The sequence below is a fragment of the Paenibacillus sedimenti genome (assembly GCF_014534655.1).
GTDB classification, from domain to species: domain Bacteria; phylum Bacillota; class Bacilli; order Paenibacillales; family NBRC-103111; genus Paenibacillus_E; species Paenibacillus_E sedimenti.
Genome location: NZ_JACVVD010000002.1, coordinates 333,567 through 349,509 on the forward strand (window position 1 = coordinate 333,567; position 15,943 = coordinate 349,509).

Genomic DNA, 15,943 nt, shown 5'->3' on the forward strand with positions numbered 1-15,943 from the left:
TGTATACCAAGGTTTTAAAATGGGAGGAATAAACGTTGCCAAAGACGAAGATGTTTATATTAGAGAATCAAAACATTTTCAAGTTGATAGTTTTGATCAGCAGTATTTTCGCAGCTCTTTATTGGAAGTTTATTTTTTTGCATAAGACTTATATATTTGCTGACATCGGGGGAGATACAATTGAATCTTACGTTCCGACTTATACACAATTTATTCGAGATTTAAAAAGTTTTAGTTTTAACTTATGGGATTTTAACGTAGGGGTTGGAGCAAGTAAATTTGCTGCAGTTTCACACGTGTTTGATGTATTTTTACTTCCGATGTTGGTATTTCCAACAAGTAAGATTTATATTGGTCTTGTGTTTTCATTATATCTAAAGACACTAGTGACAGGCATCTTCTTTTATAAAATATTATGCCTTTATAATATTAAAGACACTAAAATTAAAATTGTTTGTAGTGCAGTATGGGCATTTAATGGATTTATGGTTTTATGGGGGCAACATTATTTTTTTGCAACCTTTGTAGCGTATTTCACAATCATAATGTACGGATTGGAACTTTTACTTAGAAAAGGAAAACCTTACGTATTCATATTTTCAATATTTCTACTTGCGGTTCAAAGTGTCCATGAAATGATTCATATCACCGTTTTTGGTGCTATGTACTCAATAGCTCATGTTCTTTATTATAGTAATTCTAGTCTTAAGGCTGTATTTTTAAAACTATTAAATGTTATTTGCTGCTATACATTAGGGTTGCTTTTATCAATGTTATCATTTTTACCGCAATTAATAGTATTATTTGAGTCTCCAGAAGGAGGAAAACCATTTTCGTTAAACCAAATTTCAATTTATAGTTTTGATATTATTCTTCAAAATATAGCTACATTTATATCTAACAATTTTTTTGGTGTCGGTTCCTCATACTTTGGATACTTTAATTATTATGAAAAGTTACAACAGTCGACCTCTATACTATTATTACTTTTTTGTTTTATAGCATTGGCAGAAATAAAGGGGAATTCGAAAAAACTTAGGAATTTATCAATTTTCATTATTTCAATATTCATCCTATCGACCTGTACAAATATTATTTCATATATATTCAATTTATTTCAATTACCCGATAATCATAGGTATACTTATACTTTTAGCTTTATAATATGTCTGTTTGGTTGCCTAAGTCTCGATAGTTATTTGTTTAGTAATTCTAAGCAGAAATTTGTAGAGAAAACTTCTACGTACTTTAATGAAGTATTATTGACAATAATATTCATTGTTTCGATCTATAGTATGTTTTTGAATACAAACAATGACTTGAAATATAACCTAAAATTAATGTTATACGTATTCCTAGTATGGGTGCTTATCGTAGCTTATAAATATCTAATTTCAAGTTATATTAATAACCCGGGCAAGAGGCGAATAGTCTCAAATGTATTAATGAGTATGGTTATAGTAGAGATAGTATTACTAAACTACCCAACGATGAATCTAAGAAATTTTGCTGAGATTAATCATTATTTTAAAGATCCATCTTACAAGATTGTTAATGAAATTAAAGCATTAGATAAAGAATTTTATAGGATTGTGAACGATAACCCACTTACTGCACACAATGACTCTTTATTGGAGAATTATTACGGTGTTACCACTTATTCTAGTCTGAATAATAGAAGTTATATAAACTTTTCTAGCGAGACAGGATTCCAGTACTGGATAGGCGGAAAGAAAATAGGTTTTGTGCATCATAATTTAGCTGATCGAAGACTTTTAGACTTTCTCGGAGTTAAGTACTTTTTACAAAGTCACAAAGAAAGTTTAAATAATACTGAAATAGCTTTAGCTGATGGTAACTACCATCTTTTAAAAAACAATGATTATTACAACTTCGGAACATTCTACAATAAAATCATTAATTATGATGGAATCTCGGATTATGATCCAGAAGTTAAAAGAGACATACTTCTTGATAACGCTGTTGTTTCGATAAAAAATCAAAACATTGTAAATGCAAATTATAAGATAGAGGATAATTATAAAAACTTGGACTACAGCTTTTCTAGAAAAAGTGGTGTTCTTGTTGAGTCACAGTTAAATAACAAAATTGCTTATGTTGTTGAAGGTACTGATCCGAATGTCCAAGTAGATTTAAATATTTCAGCCCAGAATGACTCTTTTATTGAGATGATTGTGGAATGTGCAAAACAACAAGATATCCAAATTTTTTGGAAGGATGATAAAAACGAATTTAGTGAAGCTAATTCAACTAGAATACCTGTAACTGCTGGGAAACATAAAATCAATGTTCCTATTTACATCAATGGTTCCGATACGATAAATAGTATTAGAATTGACGTTGGTCAGCCTGGTGAAAAAATAAATTTAAGTGACATAAGAATTTACGAACGCCCAAATGTAACTGCTATGAAATCAACGAAGATTCCATTAAATATTACATCTTTTAAAGAAACAAAAATAACAGGAAATATTGAAATTAGTAATAATGGAATGCTTGTTTTAACGTTACCTTACGACAAAGGATGGCATGCTATTGTAAATGGAGTTGAACAAGAAACCATTGAGGTGGACTTTGGAATGACAGGTATTTATTTAAAACCTGGAAGCTATGACATTGAATTGTATTACAAAAATTTTTACTTTACCATCGGGATCATTATTAGCGGAATTACTTTGTTTGGAATCATTTTATATAATTTGATTATAAATACAAAACGAAAAGTTGGTATGAAGAACTTCAAGGGCAATTAACTGCTACAAATGGTATTTATTATTATCTGTTAGACTGGTGTTCCTATCCGAGAATTGAAGACAACTGGGGTGAAGGGAGCTATTTCGATGAAGAAAGCTGAATGTCTGAAAGGAGTTATGACAAGATCTGCAGGGCATTGAAAAAAACAAACCTATAATGTTTATTTGAAAGCCTGACGCTTATAACTTAGATAATCCATATGATTCCGTTGGAGCCTCAATTTTTTTCTGGGACAAATGGGATAGAACAAATCCAGCTAGTGAATGCAGTCCAGGCAATATGCATTCATTAATTTGCATGGATACAAGATACAGCCATTTATAAATGCTGATGCAACTAGAGTTTCAAAGGAAATTATAGGAATCTCCAGTTATCCTGTTCAAGGATATATAAAGGATAATGGGGATTATGAAATCATCAAACTGGGCAACTCTTTTTTGGATCAGAAGTAGAAAAGAAACATGAAGTATTGCCGAATTCGATAAATAATTATTTTTAGGTGGAGATCTCATGTATATATCTGTCGTTATACCAGTCTATCGATCTCAAAAAACTTTGGAAAAATTATATGATAAGCTAGTCGTAGTGTTAAGTGAGGTTTGTGATAATTTTGAAATTATTTTTGTTGAGGATAATGGTGGAGATAATTCTTGGAAAATTATTAATGAAATAGCATCAAAAGATAGTCGTGTTTCGGGTATTAAGTTTAGTAAGAATTTTGGTCAACATGCCGCAACATTATGTGGAATAAGTAAATCGAGTGGCAAATGGGTTATTACAATAGATGATGATCTTGAACAAGACCCCGAAGATATTAAATTACTAATCAAAGAATCAGATAGTTATGATTTAATATATGGGATATTAGAGGAACGGACCCATTCATTTTGGAGGAATTTTACGTCGGAGATGGCTAGAAAGGTGTTTAAATTAGCTATTCCTAATTTAAATTACAACTATACTTCTTTTAGGATGATTGATGGAGAATTAGCTAGATCGCTTGCAAAATTTGAATCTCCGTATCCTTTTGTTGATGGTTATTTATCATGGCTAACTAATAATTATACGACAGTAAAATTAAAACATGGTTTCAGAGTTGATGGAAAAAGTAATTATTCGATAATTAAATTAATCAAGCACACAATTAATATTTTTACTACTTTTTCTATTATTCCACTCAGAATATCAATATGGATAGGACTGCTAACTTCGATTTTGGGAATTACTGGATTGATATATGTGATTATAAGTAGACTATTTAGTTGGGTTACACTTAGTGGATATGCTTCAATTATGGCAACTATTTTATTTTTCGGTGGAGTGCAAATGTTTACTCTTGGTGTTATTGGAGAATATTTGGGCAGGATAAATTATAAAACTTCAGGGAAGCCTTTATTTTTAATAGGTGATAGTACCGGTGACTCGCATAGCGGTAAATAGAGATAATCTCAATAAGCAATTATTGTTTTCTTTCCTTTTCAGGCTGAAAGTTTGCTGAGATAACCAAAATATAATACTAAAGAGGTCAATATTATGATTAAAATTTGTTTTCTTTGTTCTGGTAACGGTGGGAATTTAAGGTTTATAAACAAATGTATTCAAAAAAAAATTATACCAAATATTGAGTTGGTTGGGATAATTGCAGATCGGCATTGTGAAGCGATAACTTTTGCGCAATATAATAATTTATCTGCATATAAAATAAACTATTCTAGAAAAAATAATGCTGAGTTAAAAGAAGCATTAATTTCTTTAAATCCTGATATTATTGTTACCAATTTTCATAAGATACTTGATGAAGAAATCGTTAATTTGTTTAAAGGAAAATTAATTAACCTACATTATTCATTATTGCCTGCTTTTGGTGGAGTTATCGGCGATAAACCAGTTAGGATGGCCCTTGATACTGGGTGTAAATTTGTTGGTACGACGGTACATTTTGTTGATGAAGAAGTAGATAATGGCTTTATAATTTCTCAAAATTTACTGCCTGTTGCTAATAATTCAGAATTTCAAGTGATCATGAATGAAGTATTTAGAATGGGATGTGTGAATTTATTGAATGCAATATTGCACATTTCAAATCAAGAAATATCAATTGAGAATAATTTATCAAATATATATGGTTACGAAAGAAATGAAATAGTATCTTCTCCACCTTTTAACCATAGTATGATTTTCAATGAAGATTTTTGGAGGAGTATATAGGGTGAAAACGGTATCTATTATTCAATCCAATTATATTCCTTGGAAGGGATATTTTGATATAATTAATGATTCTGATCTCTTTGTTTTTTATGATGATGTGCAATATACAAAAAATGATTGGAGAAATCGCAACAAAATTAAAACTAGAAATGGTGCTAGTTGGCTTACGATTCCTGTGGGATCTAAGTTCGATAGATTAATTCACGAAGTTGAAATTAATGATAGGACGTGGCAAACAAAACATTGGAAAACATTGTCTTTGGAATATAAAGATGCGCCGTATTTCAATATGTATAAAGATTTTTTTAGGTATATTTATTTTGATATTGAATGGACAAATTTATCCATATTAAATCAGTATTTAATTAAACATATATCTCGCGAATTTTTAGGCATTAATACAACATTCAAAAGTTCGCTGGAATTTAACTCTCATGGTCAAAAGTTGGATAAATTGATTGATATATTAATTCAAGCTGAAGCAGACGTATACATTTCTGGACCAGCTGCAAAGAATTATATTGATGAGAAAATTTTTATTGATTCAGGAATTAAATTAGTATATAAAAATTATAATTCGTATCCGGAATATCCACAATTTCACCCACCTTTTGAACATGGAGTAACTATTTTAGATTTACTTTTTCAAGTAGGGCCTGAAGCACCATATTATATTTGGGGTTGGCGGCAAGAGTCAAAAGAATCTCTAAAGAACATTAGGTGAAAAGAATTTGCATAGAGAATTATACTATCTGTTGCTAAGTATATTGTTTCAATCTTTTGCTGTTTTACTTGGAAAGTATGCTGCTAACTCTATTTCCGAATTTTCTTTATCAAGCTTTTTCATAAATTATTTTTATATGTTGTCCATTATTTGTTTGATGTTTCAATCAATTTTTTGGAATAAAACTTTAAAGTCTATGCCACTATCAGTCGCTTATCCGTTTACGGGCATTGTTTATTTTTTTATTATTTTTTATAGTTGGTATTTTTTTCACGAATCAATTAAAATAAATAATTTTTTTGGAGTCTGTATAATAATGATAGGTCTATATTTTCTCGGTAAAGAAAATTCTCAGGTGAAGAGTAGTGAAAAACAAGTATGATTAAACTGTTGCTTATGTTACTAATGCCTGTTATCAATAGTCTATCTCACATATCACTTAAATATGGAACTACTAGACAAAAAAAAATTTCAAAATTACTATTTTTATTAATTGGTTACTCTGGATTTATTGTGGTTACAGTTCTTTCCACGTATATACTTAAATTTATTGAACTGAAAAGTTTAACTACTGTATTAGCACTCAATTATATTTTTGTTTTATTTTTTGCAAGTGTTTTATTAAAAGAAAAGTTGAATCTTAACATTTATATAGGAACAATCTTCATCTTATTGGGTGTTGTAGTATTTAATTTATGAATTTTAAATTCATTAGTTTCAAATATCTAATTCCCATACACATTATGCAATATTAATTATTGAGGAGAGGGTTGCGGAATGTTACCGTTTAATATCCCTGGGTTAACTGGGAATGAAGAGGCTTATATTAGAGAGGCGTTTAAAAATCAAAAATTATCTGGTGATGGATTATTTACAAAAAAATGCCATGGGTGGTTTGAAACTAATTTTAACGTAAAGAAATCGTTGCTTACAACTTCCTGCACTCACGCGTTGGAAATGTCCGCGATACTAGCAAATATTAAGGAAGGCGATGAGGTTATTATGCCTTCATTTACCTTCGTATCGACTGCTAATGCTTTCGTATTGAGAGGTGCTAAGATAGTTTTTGTTGATATTCGACCTGATACGATGAATATTAACGAAAATTTGATTGAGGAAGCTATTACTAGGAAAACGAAGGCAATTGTTCCAGTCCATTATGCAGGCGTAGCTTGTGAAATGGATAAGATAATGGAAATTGCAAGAAGATATGATTTATTAGTTATTGAAGATGCTGCTCAGGGTGTGATGAGCACGTATAATGGAAACGCTCTAGGGTCAATCGGTCATCTTGGTTGTTATAGTTTTCATGAAACGAAAAACTATAATTGCGGAGAAGGTGGAGCGCTTCTTATTAATGATGATAGATTCGTAGAGCGAGCGGAAATTATTAGAGAAAAAGGTACCAATCGATCGAGATTTTTCAGAGGTCAAGTAGATAAATATACCTGGGTTGATTTGGGATCGTCTTATTTGCCAAGTGAAATAAATGCCGCATTTCTTTATGCGCAGCTTGAGATGGCAAGTGATATCAACAATAATAGACTACTAAGCTGGAATCGCTATTTTGAGGGTTTAAGGCCTTTACATGATGGAGGATTAATCGAACTTCCTCATATACCGCAAAATTGTGAGCATAATGCACATATGTTCTATATTAAAGTTAGGGATTTAGAAGAAAGAACGGAGTTAATAGAGTATTTGAAACAAAATCGTATACTTAGTGTATTTCATTACATCCCACTTCATAGTTCTGATGCTGGCTTAAAATTCGGGAGATTCCATGGGGCAGATCTTTTTACAACTCAAGAGAGTGAAAGACTAGTAAGGTTACCAATGTATTATAATATAAGTAAAGAAGATATTACTAAGGTAATTGAAAATATTAATAGTTTTTATGGGGTAGGCCAACGATATTCAAATAAAATTTATACAAATTGAGGTGTCTGGATGAAAGGAATCATTCTTGCAGGTGGAACAGGATCCCGTCTGTATCCACTAACAAAAGTAACTAATAAACACTTGCTTCCAGTTGGAAAATATCCAATGATTTTTCATTCAGTTGCTAAGCTTAAACAAGCAGATATCCATGATATTCTTATTGTCACAGGCAAAGATCACATGGGCGATGTAGTAAACCTTCTAGGAAGTGGTCTAGAATTGGGGGTAACATTTACTTATAAAGTACAGGATGAGGCAGGCGGAATTGCTCAAGCACTTGATCTCGCAGAAAACTTTGTAGGTGAAGATCAGATGGTTGTAATTCTTGGAGATAATGTCTTTGAAGAAAGTATCGTCCCGTTTGTGAAAAATTTCAAAACCCAACAAAATGGTGCAAAAATTCTCATTCAAGAAGTCAACGATCCACAAAGATACGGTGTACCTGAATTGCAAGGAGACAAAATTATTTCTATTGAAGAAAAACCAAGAAATCCAAAAAGCAGTTATGCTGTTACTGGAATTTATATGTATGATAGCTCGGTATTCGGTATTGTAAAAACACTTAAACCATCAGGTCGTGGTGAGCTAGAGATCACCGATGTCAATAACGCTTATATTGAAAGAAACGAATTAACATATGATATTCTCAAAGGTTGGTGGACAGACGCTGGGACGCATGCCTCATTAGCGAAGGCCAATGAGTTTGCCAAAGATATAGTATTCGGTGAAGAGTTTGGGAAACTAAAACTATAAGAGGTGCTTGATGGAAATCATATCCACTAAACTGCAAGGGCTATATATAATTGAGCCCGATGTACATGGCGATCATAGAGGATTTTTTATGGAGAGCTATAACAGTCGGAAATTCGCTGAACTTGGAATTGACTTTCCATTTGTGCAAGATAATCATTCCTTATCTGTAGAAACAGGTGTTCTTCGAGGTTGTCATTATCAGCTTAACCCGAAAGCACAGACCAAACTTGTCCGAGTCACTTCGGGGGCTATTTATGATGTAGCCATTGATATTCGTAAAGATTCTCCTACTTTTGGTCAATGGGTCGGAGTCATACTGAGTGAGGCTAACAAGCGTCAGCTTATTATTCCAAAGGGCTTTGCTCATGGTTTTTGTACAATTGCACCTAATACTCAAGTTTTATATAAGGTCGATGAGTATTATTCTCCTGAGCATGATCGGGGTATTCTTTGGAGTGATCCAGCTTTAGGCATAGATTGGCCTACTTCTAAACCTATTCTTTCTGAAAAAGATCAAAAACATCCACTACTGAAATACGCGGAAATTAATTTTACTCTTGGTTCAAATTGACATCAGATTAAAAATAATAATGCTATAAGAAGGCTTTTTTGTGAAGATTAAAAAAGCGATAATTCCAGCTGCAGGATTAGGAACAAGATTCCTTCCCGCGACAAAAGCAATGCCTAAGGAAATGCTACCAATCGTAGATAAGCCAACCATTCAATGTATAGTTGAAGAGGCTGTCGATTCTGGTATCGAAGATATTATTATCGTTACTGGCAAAGGTAAAAGGGCAATAGAGGATCATTTTGATAATTATTTTGAATTAGAGCAAAACTTGTATGATAAAGGAAAATTTGATCTTCTAAATGAAGTGCAAAAGTCTGCAAAATTAGTCGATATTCATTATATCAGACAAAAAGAGCCAAAAGGACTCGGACATGCCATCTGGTGTGCTCGTAAGTTTATAGGTGATGAGCCCTTTGCAGTGCTTCTAGGTGACGATATCGTGGTGTCTAAAACACCTTGTTTAAAACAGATGATAGATCTATACGGTGAATATAAATCCTCAGTTGTAGGCGTTAAGCAAGTAAGTGATGAAGAACGTTCACGTTATGGAATCATTGAAGCTGAGAAATTGAGTGAACGTGTGTATAAAGCAAACCAACTATTTGAAAAGCCAACTAAAGGTGTTACTGAATCGAACCTAGCCATTATGGGGCGATATATTCTAACCCCTAATATTTTCAAAATCTTGGAAATGATACCGACAGGTCGTGGTGGCGAAATCCAGTTGACCGATGCGATTTCGGAACTAAACAAAATTGATCATGTTTATGCATATGATTTTTTGGGGACAAGGTACGATGTAGGAGAAAAGTTAGGATTTATTAAGACAACAATTGATTTTGCCTTGGAGCGGGCGGATTTGAGACGGGATTTGTTGGATTATTTGGAGCGTGTCATTAAAAGTAATAAGGAGTAAATACGATTATGAAACTACTCATCACAGGTGGCGCCGGTTTCATCGGCAGCAATTTCGTTCATTATATGCTCAACCGGTATCCCAATTATGAACTCGTTAATTTGGATGCACTGACATATGCCGGCAATTTGGAGAACCTTACGGAGATTGAAGGCAACAGCAAGTACACGTTTGTCAAAGGTGATATTGCTAATAAGGAATTGGTGAACAGCCTCTTTGAAAAAGGGATCGATGCCGTGATCCACTTCGCCGCGGAATCGCATGTGGATAGAAGTATTCTTGAACCGGATATCTTCGTGAAAACGAATGTACTTGGAACGCAAGTACTTCTTGAAACCGCAAAGAAATACGGTGTACAGAAGTTTGTTCATGTTTCAACGGATGAAGTTTATGGTACGTTAGGTGAGACCGGTCTTTTCACAGAGGAAACGCCGCTTGCACCGAATAGTCCCTATTCGGCAAGTAAAGCTGGCTCCGACCTGCTTGTCCGCGCTTATCATGAAACGTTCGGACTGTCTGTTAACATCACGCGCTGTTCGAATAACTATGGGCCGTATCAATTCCCTGAAAAGCTTGTTCCGCTCATTATCGCCAACGCTTTGGCGGACAAGCCGCTTCCTGTATACGGAGACGGGTTGAATATTCGTGATTGGCTATATGTCGAAGATCACTGCAGTGCGATTGATTTGGTGTTACATAAAGGTGTTAACGGGGAAGTTTATAACATTGGTGGTAACAACGAGAGAACAAACATTCACATCGTACAAACGATTCTTCGTGAGTTGGGTATGCCGGAGTCATTAATTCAGTATGTAAAGGATCGTCCAGGACATGATCGCCGTTATGGAATCGATGCGACTAAGATTACGAATGAGCTTGGCTGGAAGCCTGTACATAATTTTGAAACAGGTATCAATGAAACGATTCGTTGGTATTTAGACAACCAAGCCTGGTGGAAACGAATCCAATCTGGGGAGTACCAGCAGTATTTTGCCCAGCAATATGGATCCCGTCTAGGAGTGTAGTATGAAAATATTAGTGACTGGTGCGAATGGCCAGTTAGGAAAAGATCTGATTAAACTCCTCGCCAAAGATAATGATGTATACGGTCTAGGTAGAGATCAACTGGATATTACAAATGAAAAGCAGTGCAACCAGGTTATTGGTGAGTTACAACCAGAGGTTATCATCCATAGCGCTGCTTATACTGCTGTGGATTTGGCGGAAACTGAAGAAGACCTGGCTTACAAGATTAATGCTTTCGGCACAAGAAATATTGCTGTAGCTGCTGAGAAGATCAATGCAAAATTGTGCTACATTAGTACGGACTACGTTTTTGATGGAACTGGTTCTAAGCCATACAGGGAATTTGACAATACGAATCCCCAAAGCGTATATGGCAAGTCCAAAAGAGCAGGGGAACAGTTCGTCCAGACGCTGACTACCCGATATTTTATTGTAAGGACGTCGTGGGTCTATGGTCTATTTGGAGCCAATTTTGTGAAAACGATGCTCAAGCTGGCTCAGGACCGAGATATGCTTAAGGTAGTCAGCGACCAAGTTGGTTCGCCGACTTACACAGTAGATCTAGTTAATTTTCTAGAACAACTTGTCCAAACGGAGCAGTATGGTATTTATCATGCTTCGAACGCTGGATTCTGTTCGTGGTTTGAGTTTGCGTGCGCCATTTTTGAGGAAAGCGGGCTGCAGACGAGGGTCGAACCTTGTACGACTGAAGATTTCCCTCGTCCAGCTCCTAGACCCCGTTACTCGGTTATGGAGCACATATCAATTCGTGCTAATGGATTCGACGATTTAAGGCCATGGCGAGAGGGTTTGAAGGTGTTTCTAAAGGAATTGGCGGCGAGCGACCACTGAATGATTAGAACTACTTGAATCAATAATTGGTTCAGGTAGTTTTTTTTCATTTAATTCAACGGTGATAAGAAAACTTGACGATCACCCAAGAGAGGGATAACATGATGAAGAAATCCGACAAATTTGAGGGTGGTGCATTATCATAGAAACTTCATCAAATAACCTAACTTTCCATAAATCAACGATCAAGAAACAGGATCGTAATAAACTTAATCAACATAAGAGCTGCGTATTATGGTTTACGGGCTTGTCTGGTTCAGGCAAGTCAACATTGGCTAATGAAGTAGAGAAGCAGCTTTACGACAGAGGAATTCGGACGTATATTCTCGACGGGGATAATATTCGACTTGGTCTTAATAAGAATTTAGGTTTTAGTGCAGAGGATAGAAAAGAGAATATCCGTAGAATCGGAGAGGTATCCAGGTTATTTGTGGATGCAGGGGTGCTAGTGCTGTCAGCATTCATTTCGCCGTATGAAGCGGATAGGGCAATGGCAAGAACCATGTTTGATACGGGTGAGTTTATCGAGATATACGTGAACTGTGCTCTTGAAATTTGCGAGCAGCGAGATCCTAAAGGTCTTTATAAAAAGGCTCGAAATGGAGAAATAAAAGATTTTACTGGAATTTCTGCACCTTATGAGGCGCCAGGCTCGCCAGAACTGAATATAGAAACCGGAAAGTACTCGCTTGAGGAATCTGCTAAGCGAATTATCGAGTACTTGATTCAGAAGCAAATACTCTAAAAGAGAACGGTTGAGTAATAAAATGTCATATGAAATTACGTTAATCGGTCTGGCTGTAGGACTTTTGGTTGGATTAATTGGAGTAGGTGGAGCAGCGTTATTGATGCCAATTTCGGTGTTGATCTGTATCAAGCCATCAATTGCAGTCGGTACTGACCTTGTATATAATTCCATCATTAAGCTATTTGGCACTGTACAACATGTTCGACAAAAAACAGTTGAATATAAGCTGATGAAATATTTAGCCATGGGGAGTATCCCAGGGGCGATTGCAGCAACGATACTGCTGCAAACTTATGAATCTATGTATCGCGATCAAGAAAAATTAATTAAGCAATCACTTGGTTTTGTCTTGTTATTGGTTGCTATTTCTATGATTCTTGTATCTTTTTTACGTAAAGGAGAAAACCGAAAGGAAGTGGAAATACACGAACTGCCGTTTAGAATGCCTGTGCAAGCAGTTTATAAGTTCACACAAGATCAAGATGATCGGCGAATTGTGGCAGGCACGATCGATGCTGGCGATGAAATTATTTTTTATCCTTCTGGTAAAAAGCACTGTAAAAAGTATTGAGGCATTTAATGCCGAGAAGCCCAGGTCTGTTTTCGCTGGAAATGCAGTAAGATTCACATTAGCCACAAGATTTAGAGCAAATTTGTTTTTGCTAGATCTGATAACAAACAAAGGATATACGCTAAAGATCGGTTGTGCGAAAGTCGGAGTTCAAATTGAAGAAGAGCTAAGAGTTGTTGATTCATCCTCTATATTTGGTCAGACTAAAAATAAGGTCGAACGTCACGAAGTAGCTGAGTTAATTCTAAAATACGACAAAGAAATCACCTTTGACGTGGCATCAGAAATTGATTTAACGAGCCATTATGTGCTCGTCGATCAATTTGAGATATCTGGAGGTGGTATCATTATTGAATCTTAACCAGATGATGCAGATGCAACATGGAGTAGCAATGAAGAGCAATTATACAGCGGGAAATGGAACGGTGAAAAAGATGTAGCACATAATGCATCTCAGTTAGAGAGCAAGCTCTTTAAGGATGGAAGATTCGTATATCTGATGTCGATCGAGAGATTCGAAGAGGGACAGTTCAGAAGACTAGCTGAAATTGTTAAAGTAATGCTTTCTTCTGGGCAGATTCTAATTATAACTGCGCAAGGGGTTAAAGAGAAGGAGTTAAGCGCCCTTCAAACGTATATTGACGAAGATAAAATAGAATGTTTTTGGGTCGGTGATGTAGTGCATAGCTACACTGATTATAACAAGACTTTTCACACAAACATTGATTCGGAAACGTTCACCCTTCATGTGAATTATCTGCAAGAAAAAGGAATTATTTTTGGAATTTGAGTGCGGAGACCAATAAATGAAAACAGTTAGCGTTCATATAGTGACTTACAATAGTGTTAATTATCTTGACGAATGTTTGCAAGCTGTTGCGGACCAAGACTATCCGATTAAGCAAGTGATTGTCGTTGATAATGCTTCGACCGATGGAACTGTGGATAAATTGACCCGCTGGTTGTATTTTTGTGATGTGGTTGGAAATTCAGTGAATAATGGTTTTGCGGGGGGACATAATCAGGCGATTCAGTTATCGGAAGCAGATTATTGCTTGATATTAAATCCGGATGTGACTTTGCAGCCGGGGTACGTTCGCACTTTGATCACGGCAATGGATGACGATCACGCTATTGGCAGTTCAACCGGCAAGCTATTATTCAAATCGAACCAATCTCTTGTAGATAGCACGGGGCTTGTTATCAACAAAGCACGAAGAGCTTTTGACCGCGGCGCGAATGAGCCGAGCAGGACTTATCAGCAGGCGGGAGAGGTCTTCGGCATATCAGGCGCTGCCGCGATGTATGCGCGGAAAATGATTGACGATATAAGTGTCAAGGGCGAGTTTTTCGATGAAGACTTCTTTGCTTACAAAGAAGATGTGGACGTAGCCTGGAGAGCTCAGCTTATGGGCTGGAAAGCTTATTTTGAGCCTGCGGCCATTGCCTATCATGAACGAGGCTGGAAGGAAGGCGGACGGAGCAGCAAGCCGCTCTTTGTCAGGAGATTGTCGTATATCAATCGATATAAAATGATTTTTAAAAACGACCGATTCCTTTATGCCATTAAACATATCATCCCGCTCTTGATTTACGAGGTGCTAAGCTTTGCTTATGCTTTGATTCGCGAGCCAAAGCTTCTTGTAGCTTGGGCAAGTTTTTTTCGAAATTTATCCGATCTTGTGGAAAAGCGCCGCATTATCCAGAGTAAAAAGAGAACGAATTTATACGAAGTATATAAATGGTATAAATGAATGGCATTGTTACCCTATCATGCTCTATTTATTAATCATCTGAAACACAGTACCGGTTACAAATATGAAACATAGAGCAAGTATAAATGTACTATAACTTATTAAATAAGATAGTCAATTTTATTAGGTGTTAGATTGTTGTAAGACTTTCAAAGCCTTACTTTTTTTATGAATTATTAATTGTAACCATGGTATAATTAACAATGAAACTAAACAAAACGAGGTTATCCATGGATTTAAGTATTATCATCGTCAATTATAATACCCGCGAGCTCACACTCAAGTGCTTGCAGTCAGTATATGCGTCGTTTTCATCATACAGTTATGAAGTTATTCTTGTGGACAATGCGTCCCGAGACCATACCGTAGAGGCAGTTCAAGAAAAGTTTCAGCAAGTGACTTGCATAGCTAATACTGAAAATGTTGGCTTTTCTAGAGCAAATAACCAGGGAATCCGAATTGCTAAGGGCCGGTATGTTTTACTACTTAATTCCGACACGGTCGTCCAATCAGACACATTGGAAACGATGATTCAATTCATGGATGCTAACCATAACGTGGGAGCAAGCGGCTGTAAAATCGTCCTTCCGGACGGATCACTGGACAAAGCGTGTAAGCGGGGCTTTCCAACCCCTTCAGCATCTTTTTATTATGCCTTTGGGTTCTCCAAGCTATTCCCTAACATCCCTCGCTTCAATCAGTATCAGCTAGGTTATCTAGACCCTGATCAGGAGTATCCGATCGATTCACTTGTCGGAGCATTCATGCTGGTGCGCCGTGAAGCGATAGATCAAGTAGGGATGCTTGATGAGGAATTTTTTATGTATGGTGAGGATATCGATTGGTGTTATAGAATTAAACAAGCGGGTTGGATCAATTATTATTACCCGCGCACGCAAATCATACATTATAAAGGCGCGAGCAGTCGCAAAAAGCCTTTTAAAATCATATATGAGTTTCATCGTGCGATGATTTTGTTCCATAAAAAGCATTACCAATCCCAATATTCTTGGTTGATTAATACGATGGTCTATGCAGGGGTTGGTTTGAAACTCATACTGTCACTAATTACTAATAAACTACGTTCGGCGAGGTGAGATCCAT

Annotated in this window: 18 protein-coding genes; all 18 read left to right on the forward strand. The window is 35.7% G+C overall.

Going from position 1 to position 15,943, the window contains the following annotated elements; all coding sequences use genetic code 11:
* Positions 1 to 35: 35 nt before the first annotated feature.
* The gene (locus ICC18_RS06135) at positions 36 to 2,774 is read left to right on the forward strand and encodes a YfhO family protein (RefSeq protein WP_188173491.1); all 2,739 of its coding nucleotides are present in this window, start codon (positions 36 to 38) and stop codon (positions 2,772 to 2,774) included.
* 511 nt (positions 2,775 to 3,285) lie between these two features.
* On the forward strand, positions 3,286 to 4,215 hold the full coding sequence (locus tag ICC18_RS06140) for a glycosyltransferase family 2 protein (protein WP_188173492.1): 930 nt from the start codon (positions 3,286 to 3,288) through the stop codon (positions 4,213 to 4,215).
* Positions 4,216 to 4,308: 93 nt separating this feature from the next.
* Positions 4,309 to 4,983, forward strand: coding sequence for a phosphoribosylglycinamide formyltransferase (gene purN / locus ICC18_RS06145; RefSeq protein ID WP_188173493.1), 675 nt, complete (start codon positions 4,309 to 4,311; stop codon positions 4,981 to 4,983).
* 1 nt (position 4,984) lies between these two features.
* Positions 4,985 to 5,707: a WbqC family protein gene (locus tag ICC18_RS06150; RefSeq protein ID WP_188173494.1), complete on the forward strand. Its 723-nt coding sequence runs from the start codon at positions 4,985 to 4,987 to the stop codon at positions 5,705 to 5,707.
* Positions 5,708 to 5,750: 43 nt separating this feature from the next.
* Positions 5,751 to 6,089: an SMR family transporter gene (locus ICC18_RS34720; RefSeq protein ID WP_223192420.1), complete on the forward strand. Its 339-nt coding sequence runs from the start codon at positions 5,751 to 5,753 to the stop codon at positions 6,087 to 6,089.
* A gap of 23 nt (positions 6,090 to 6,112) precedes the next feature.
* A complete protein-coding gene (locus ICC18_RS34725) occupies positions 6,113 to 6,406 on the forward strand; it encodes an EamA family transporter (RefSeq protein ID WP_223192421.1) in 294 nt (97 codons plus the stop codon).
* Positions 6,407 to 6,484: 78 nt separating this feature from the next.
* Positions 6,485 to 7,648, forward strand: a complete 1,164-nt coding sequence (gene rffA / locus ICC18_RS06165; RefSeq protein WP_188173497.1) for a dTDP-4-amino-4,6-dideoxygalactose transaminase — start codon at positions 6,485 to 6,487, stop codon at positions 7,646 to 7,648.
* A gap of 9 nt (positions 7,649 to 7,657) precedes the next feature.
* Positions 7,658 to 8,401: a sugar phosphate nucleotidyltransferase gene (locus tag ICC18_RS06170; protein WP_188173498.1), complete on the forward strand. Its 744-nt coding sequence runs from the start codon at positions 7,658 to 7,660 to the stop codon at positions 8,399 to 8,401.
* Between the two features lie 10 nt (positions 8,402 to 8,411).
* Positions 8,412 to 8,972, forward strand: coding sequence for a dTDP-4-dehydrorhamnose 3,5-epimerase (gene rfbC / locus ICC18_RS06175; protein ID WP_188173499.1), 561 nt, complete (start codon positions 8,412 to 8,414; stop codon positions 8,970 to 8,972).
* 40 nt (positions 8,973 to 9,012) lie between these two features.
* Positions 9,013 to 9,888, forward strand: a complete 876-nt coding sequence (gene galU / locus ICC18_RS06180; protein WP_188173500.1) for a UTP--glucose-1-phosphate uridylyltransferase GalU — start codon at positions 9,013 to 9,015, stop codon at positions 9,886 to 9,888.
* Positions 9,889 to 9,896: 8 nt separating this feature from the next.
* A complete protein-coding gene (gene rfbB / locus ICC18_RS06185) occupies positions 9,897 to 10,913 on the forward strand; it encodes a dTDP-glucose 4,6-dehydratase (protein ID WP_188173501.1) in 1,017 nt (338 codons plus the stop codon).
* 1 nt (position 10,914) lies between these two features.
* The gene (gene rfbD, locus ICC18_RS06190; RefSeq protein ID WP_188173502.1) at positions 10,915 to 11,766 is read left to right on the forward strand and encodes a dTDP-4-dehydrorhamnose reductase; all 852 of its coding nucleotides are present in this window, start codon (positions 10,915 to 10,917) and stop codon (positions 11,764 to 11,766) included.
* A gap of 142 nt (positions 11,767 to 11,908) precedes the next feature.
* Entirely contained in the window at positions 11,909 to 12,511 is a 603-nt protein-coding gene (gene cysC / locus ICC18_RS06195; protein WP_188173965.1) for an adenylyl-sulfate kinase, read from the forward strand.
* Positions 12,512 to 12,521: 10 nt separating this feature from the next.
* Positions 12,522 to 13,085: a sulfite exporter TauE/SafE family protein gene (locus tag ICC18_RS06200; RefSeq protein WP_188173503.1), complete on the forward strand. Its 564-nt coding sequence runs from the start codon at positions 12,522 to 12,524 to the stop codon at positions 13,083 to 13,085.
* Positions 13,027 to 13,446 carry a hypothetical protein gene (locus tag ICC18_RS06205; RefSeq protein ID WP_188173504.1) on the forward strand — a complete coding sequence of 140 codons (420 nt, stop codon included), beginning with the start codon at positions 13,027 to 13,029 and terminating at the stop codon, positions 13,444 to 13,446. The genes ICC18_RS06200 and ICC18_RS06205 overlap by 59 nt, the downstream gene beginning before the upstream one ends.
* Before the next feature lie 138 nt (positions 13,447 to 13,584).
* Positions 13,585 to 13,875 (forward strand): hypothetical protein, encoded by a 291-nt coding sequence (locus tag ICC18_RS06210; protein ID WP_188173505.1) that lies wholly within the window; start codon positions 13,585 to 13,587, stop codon positions 13,873 to 13,875.
* A gap of 16 nt (positions 13,876 to 13,891) precedes the next feature.
* Positions 13,892 to 14,839, forward strand: a complete 948-nt coding sequence (locus ICC18_RS06215; RefSeq protein WP_188173506.1) for a glycosyltransferase family 2 protein — start codon at positions 13,892 to 13,894, stop codon at positions 14,837 to 14,839.
* A gap of 230 nt (positions 14,840 to 15,069) precedes the next feature.
* Complete coding sequence (locus ICC18_RS06220; RefSeq protein ID WP_188173507.1) at positions 15,070 to 15,936, forward strand: glycosyltransferase family 2 protein; 867 nt, start codon at positions 15,070 to 15,072, stop codon at positions 15,934 to 15,936.
* Positions 15,937 to 15,943: the final 7 nt, after the last annotated feature.

Bases quoted from the DNA above. Each gene is read 5' to 3' on its own strand.
- ICC18_RS34725 (WP_223192421.1), top strand. From the start codon at position 6,113: ATGCCTGTTATCAATAGTCTATCTCACATATCACTTAAATATGGAACT.
- rffA (WP_188173497.1), top strand. From the start codon at position 6,485: ATGTTACCGTTTAATATCCCTGGGTTAACTGGGAATGAAGAGGCTTAT.
- ICC18_RS06215 (WP_188173506.1), top strand. From the start codon at position 13,892: ATGAAAACAGTTAGCGTTCATATAGTGACTTACAATAGTGTTAATTAT.
- rfbD (WP_188173502.1), top strand. From the start codon at position 10,915: ATGAAAATATTAGTGACTGGTGCGAATGGCCAGTTAGGAAAAGATCTG.
- rfbB (WP_188173501.1), top strand. From the start codon at position 9,897: ATGAAACTACTCATCACAGGTGGCGCCGGTTTCATCGGCAGCAATTTC.
- ICC18_RS06210 (WP_188173505.1), top strand. From the start codon at position 13,585: ATGTCGATCGAGAGATTCGAAGAGGGACAGTTCAGAAGACTAGCTGAA.
- rfbC (WP_188173499.1), top strand. From the start codon at position 8,412: ATGGAAATCATATCCACTAAACTGCAAGGGCTATATATAATTGAGCCC.
- ICC18_RS06140 (WP_188173492.1), top strand. From the start codon at position 3,286: ATGTATATATCTGTCGTTATACCAGTCTATCGATCTCAAAAAACTTTG.
- ICC18_RS06220 (WP_188173507.1), top strand. From the start codon at position 15,070: ATGGATTTAAGTATTATCATCGTCAATTATAATACCCGCGAGCTCACA.
- ICC18_RS06205 (WP_188173504.1), top strand. From the start codon at position 13,027: ATGCTGGCGATGAAATTATTTTTTATCCTTCTGGTAAAAAGCACTGTA.
- ICC18_RS06170 (WP_188173498.1), top strand. From the start codon at position 7,658: ATGAAAGGAATCATTCTTGCAGGTGGAACAGGATCCCGTCTGTATCCA.
- purN (WP_188173493.1), top strand. From the start codon at position 4,309: ATGATTAAAATTTGTTTTCTTTGTTCTGGTAACGGTGGGAATTTAAGG.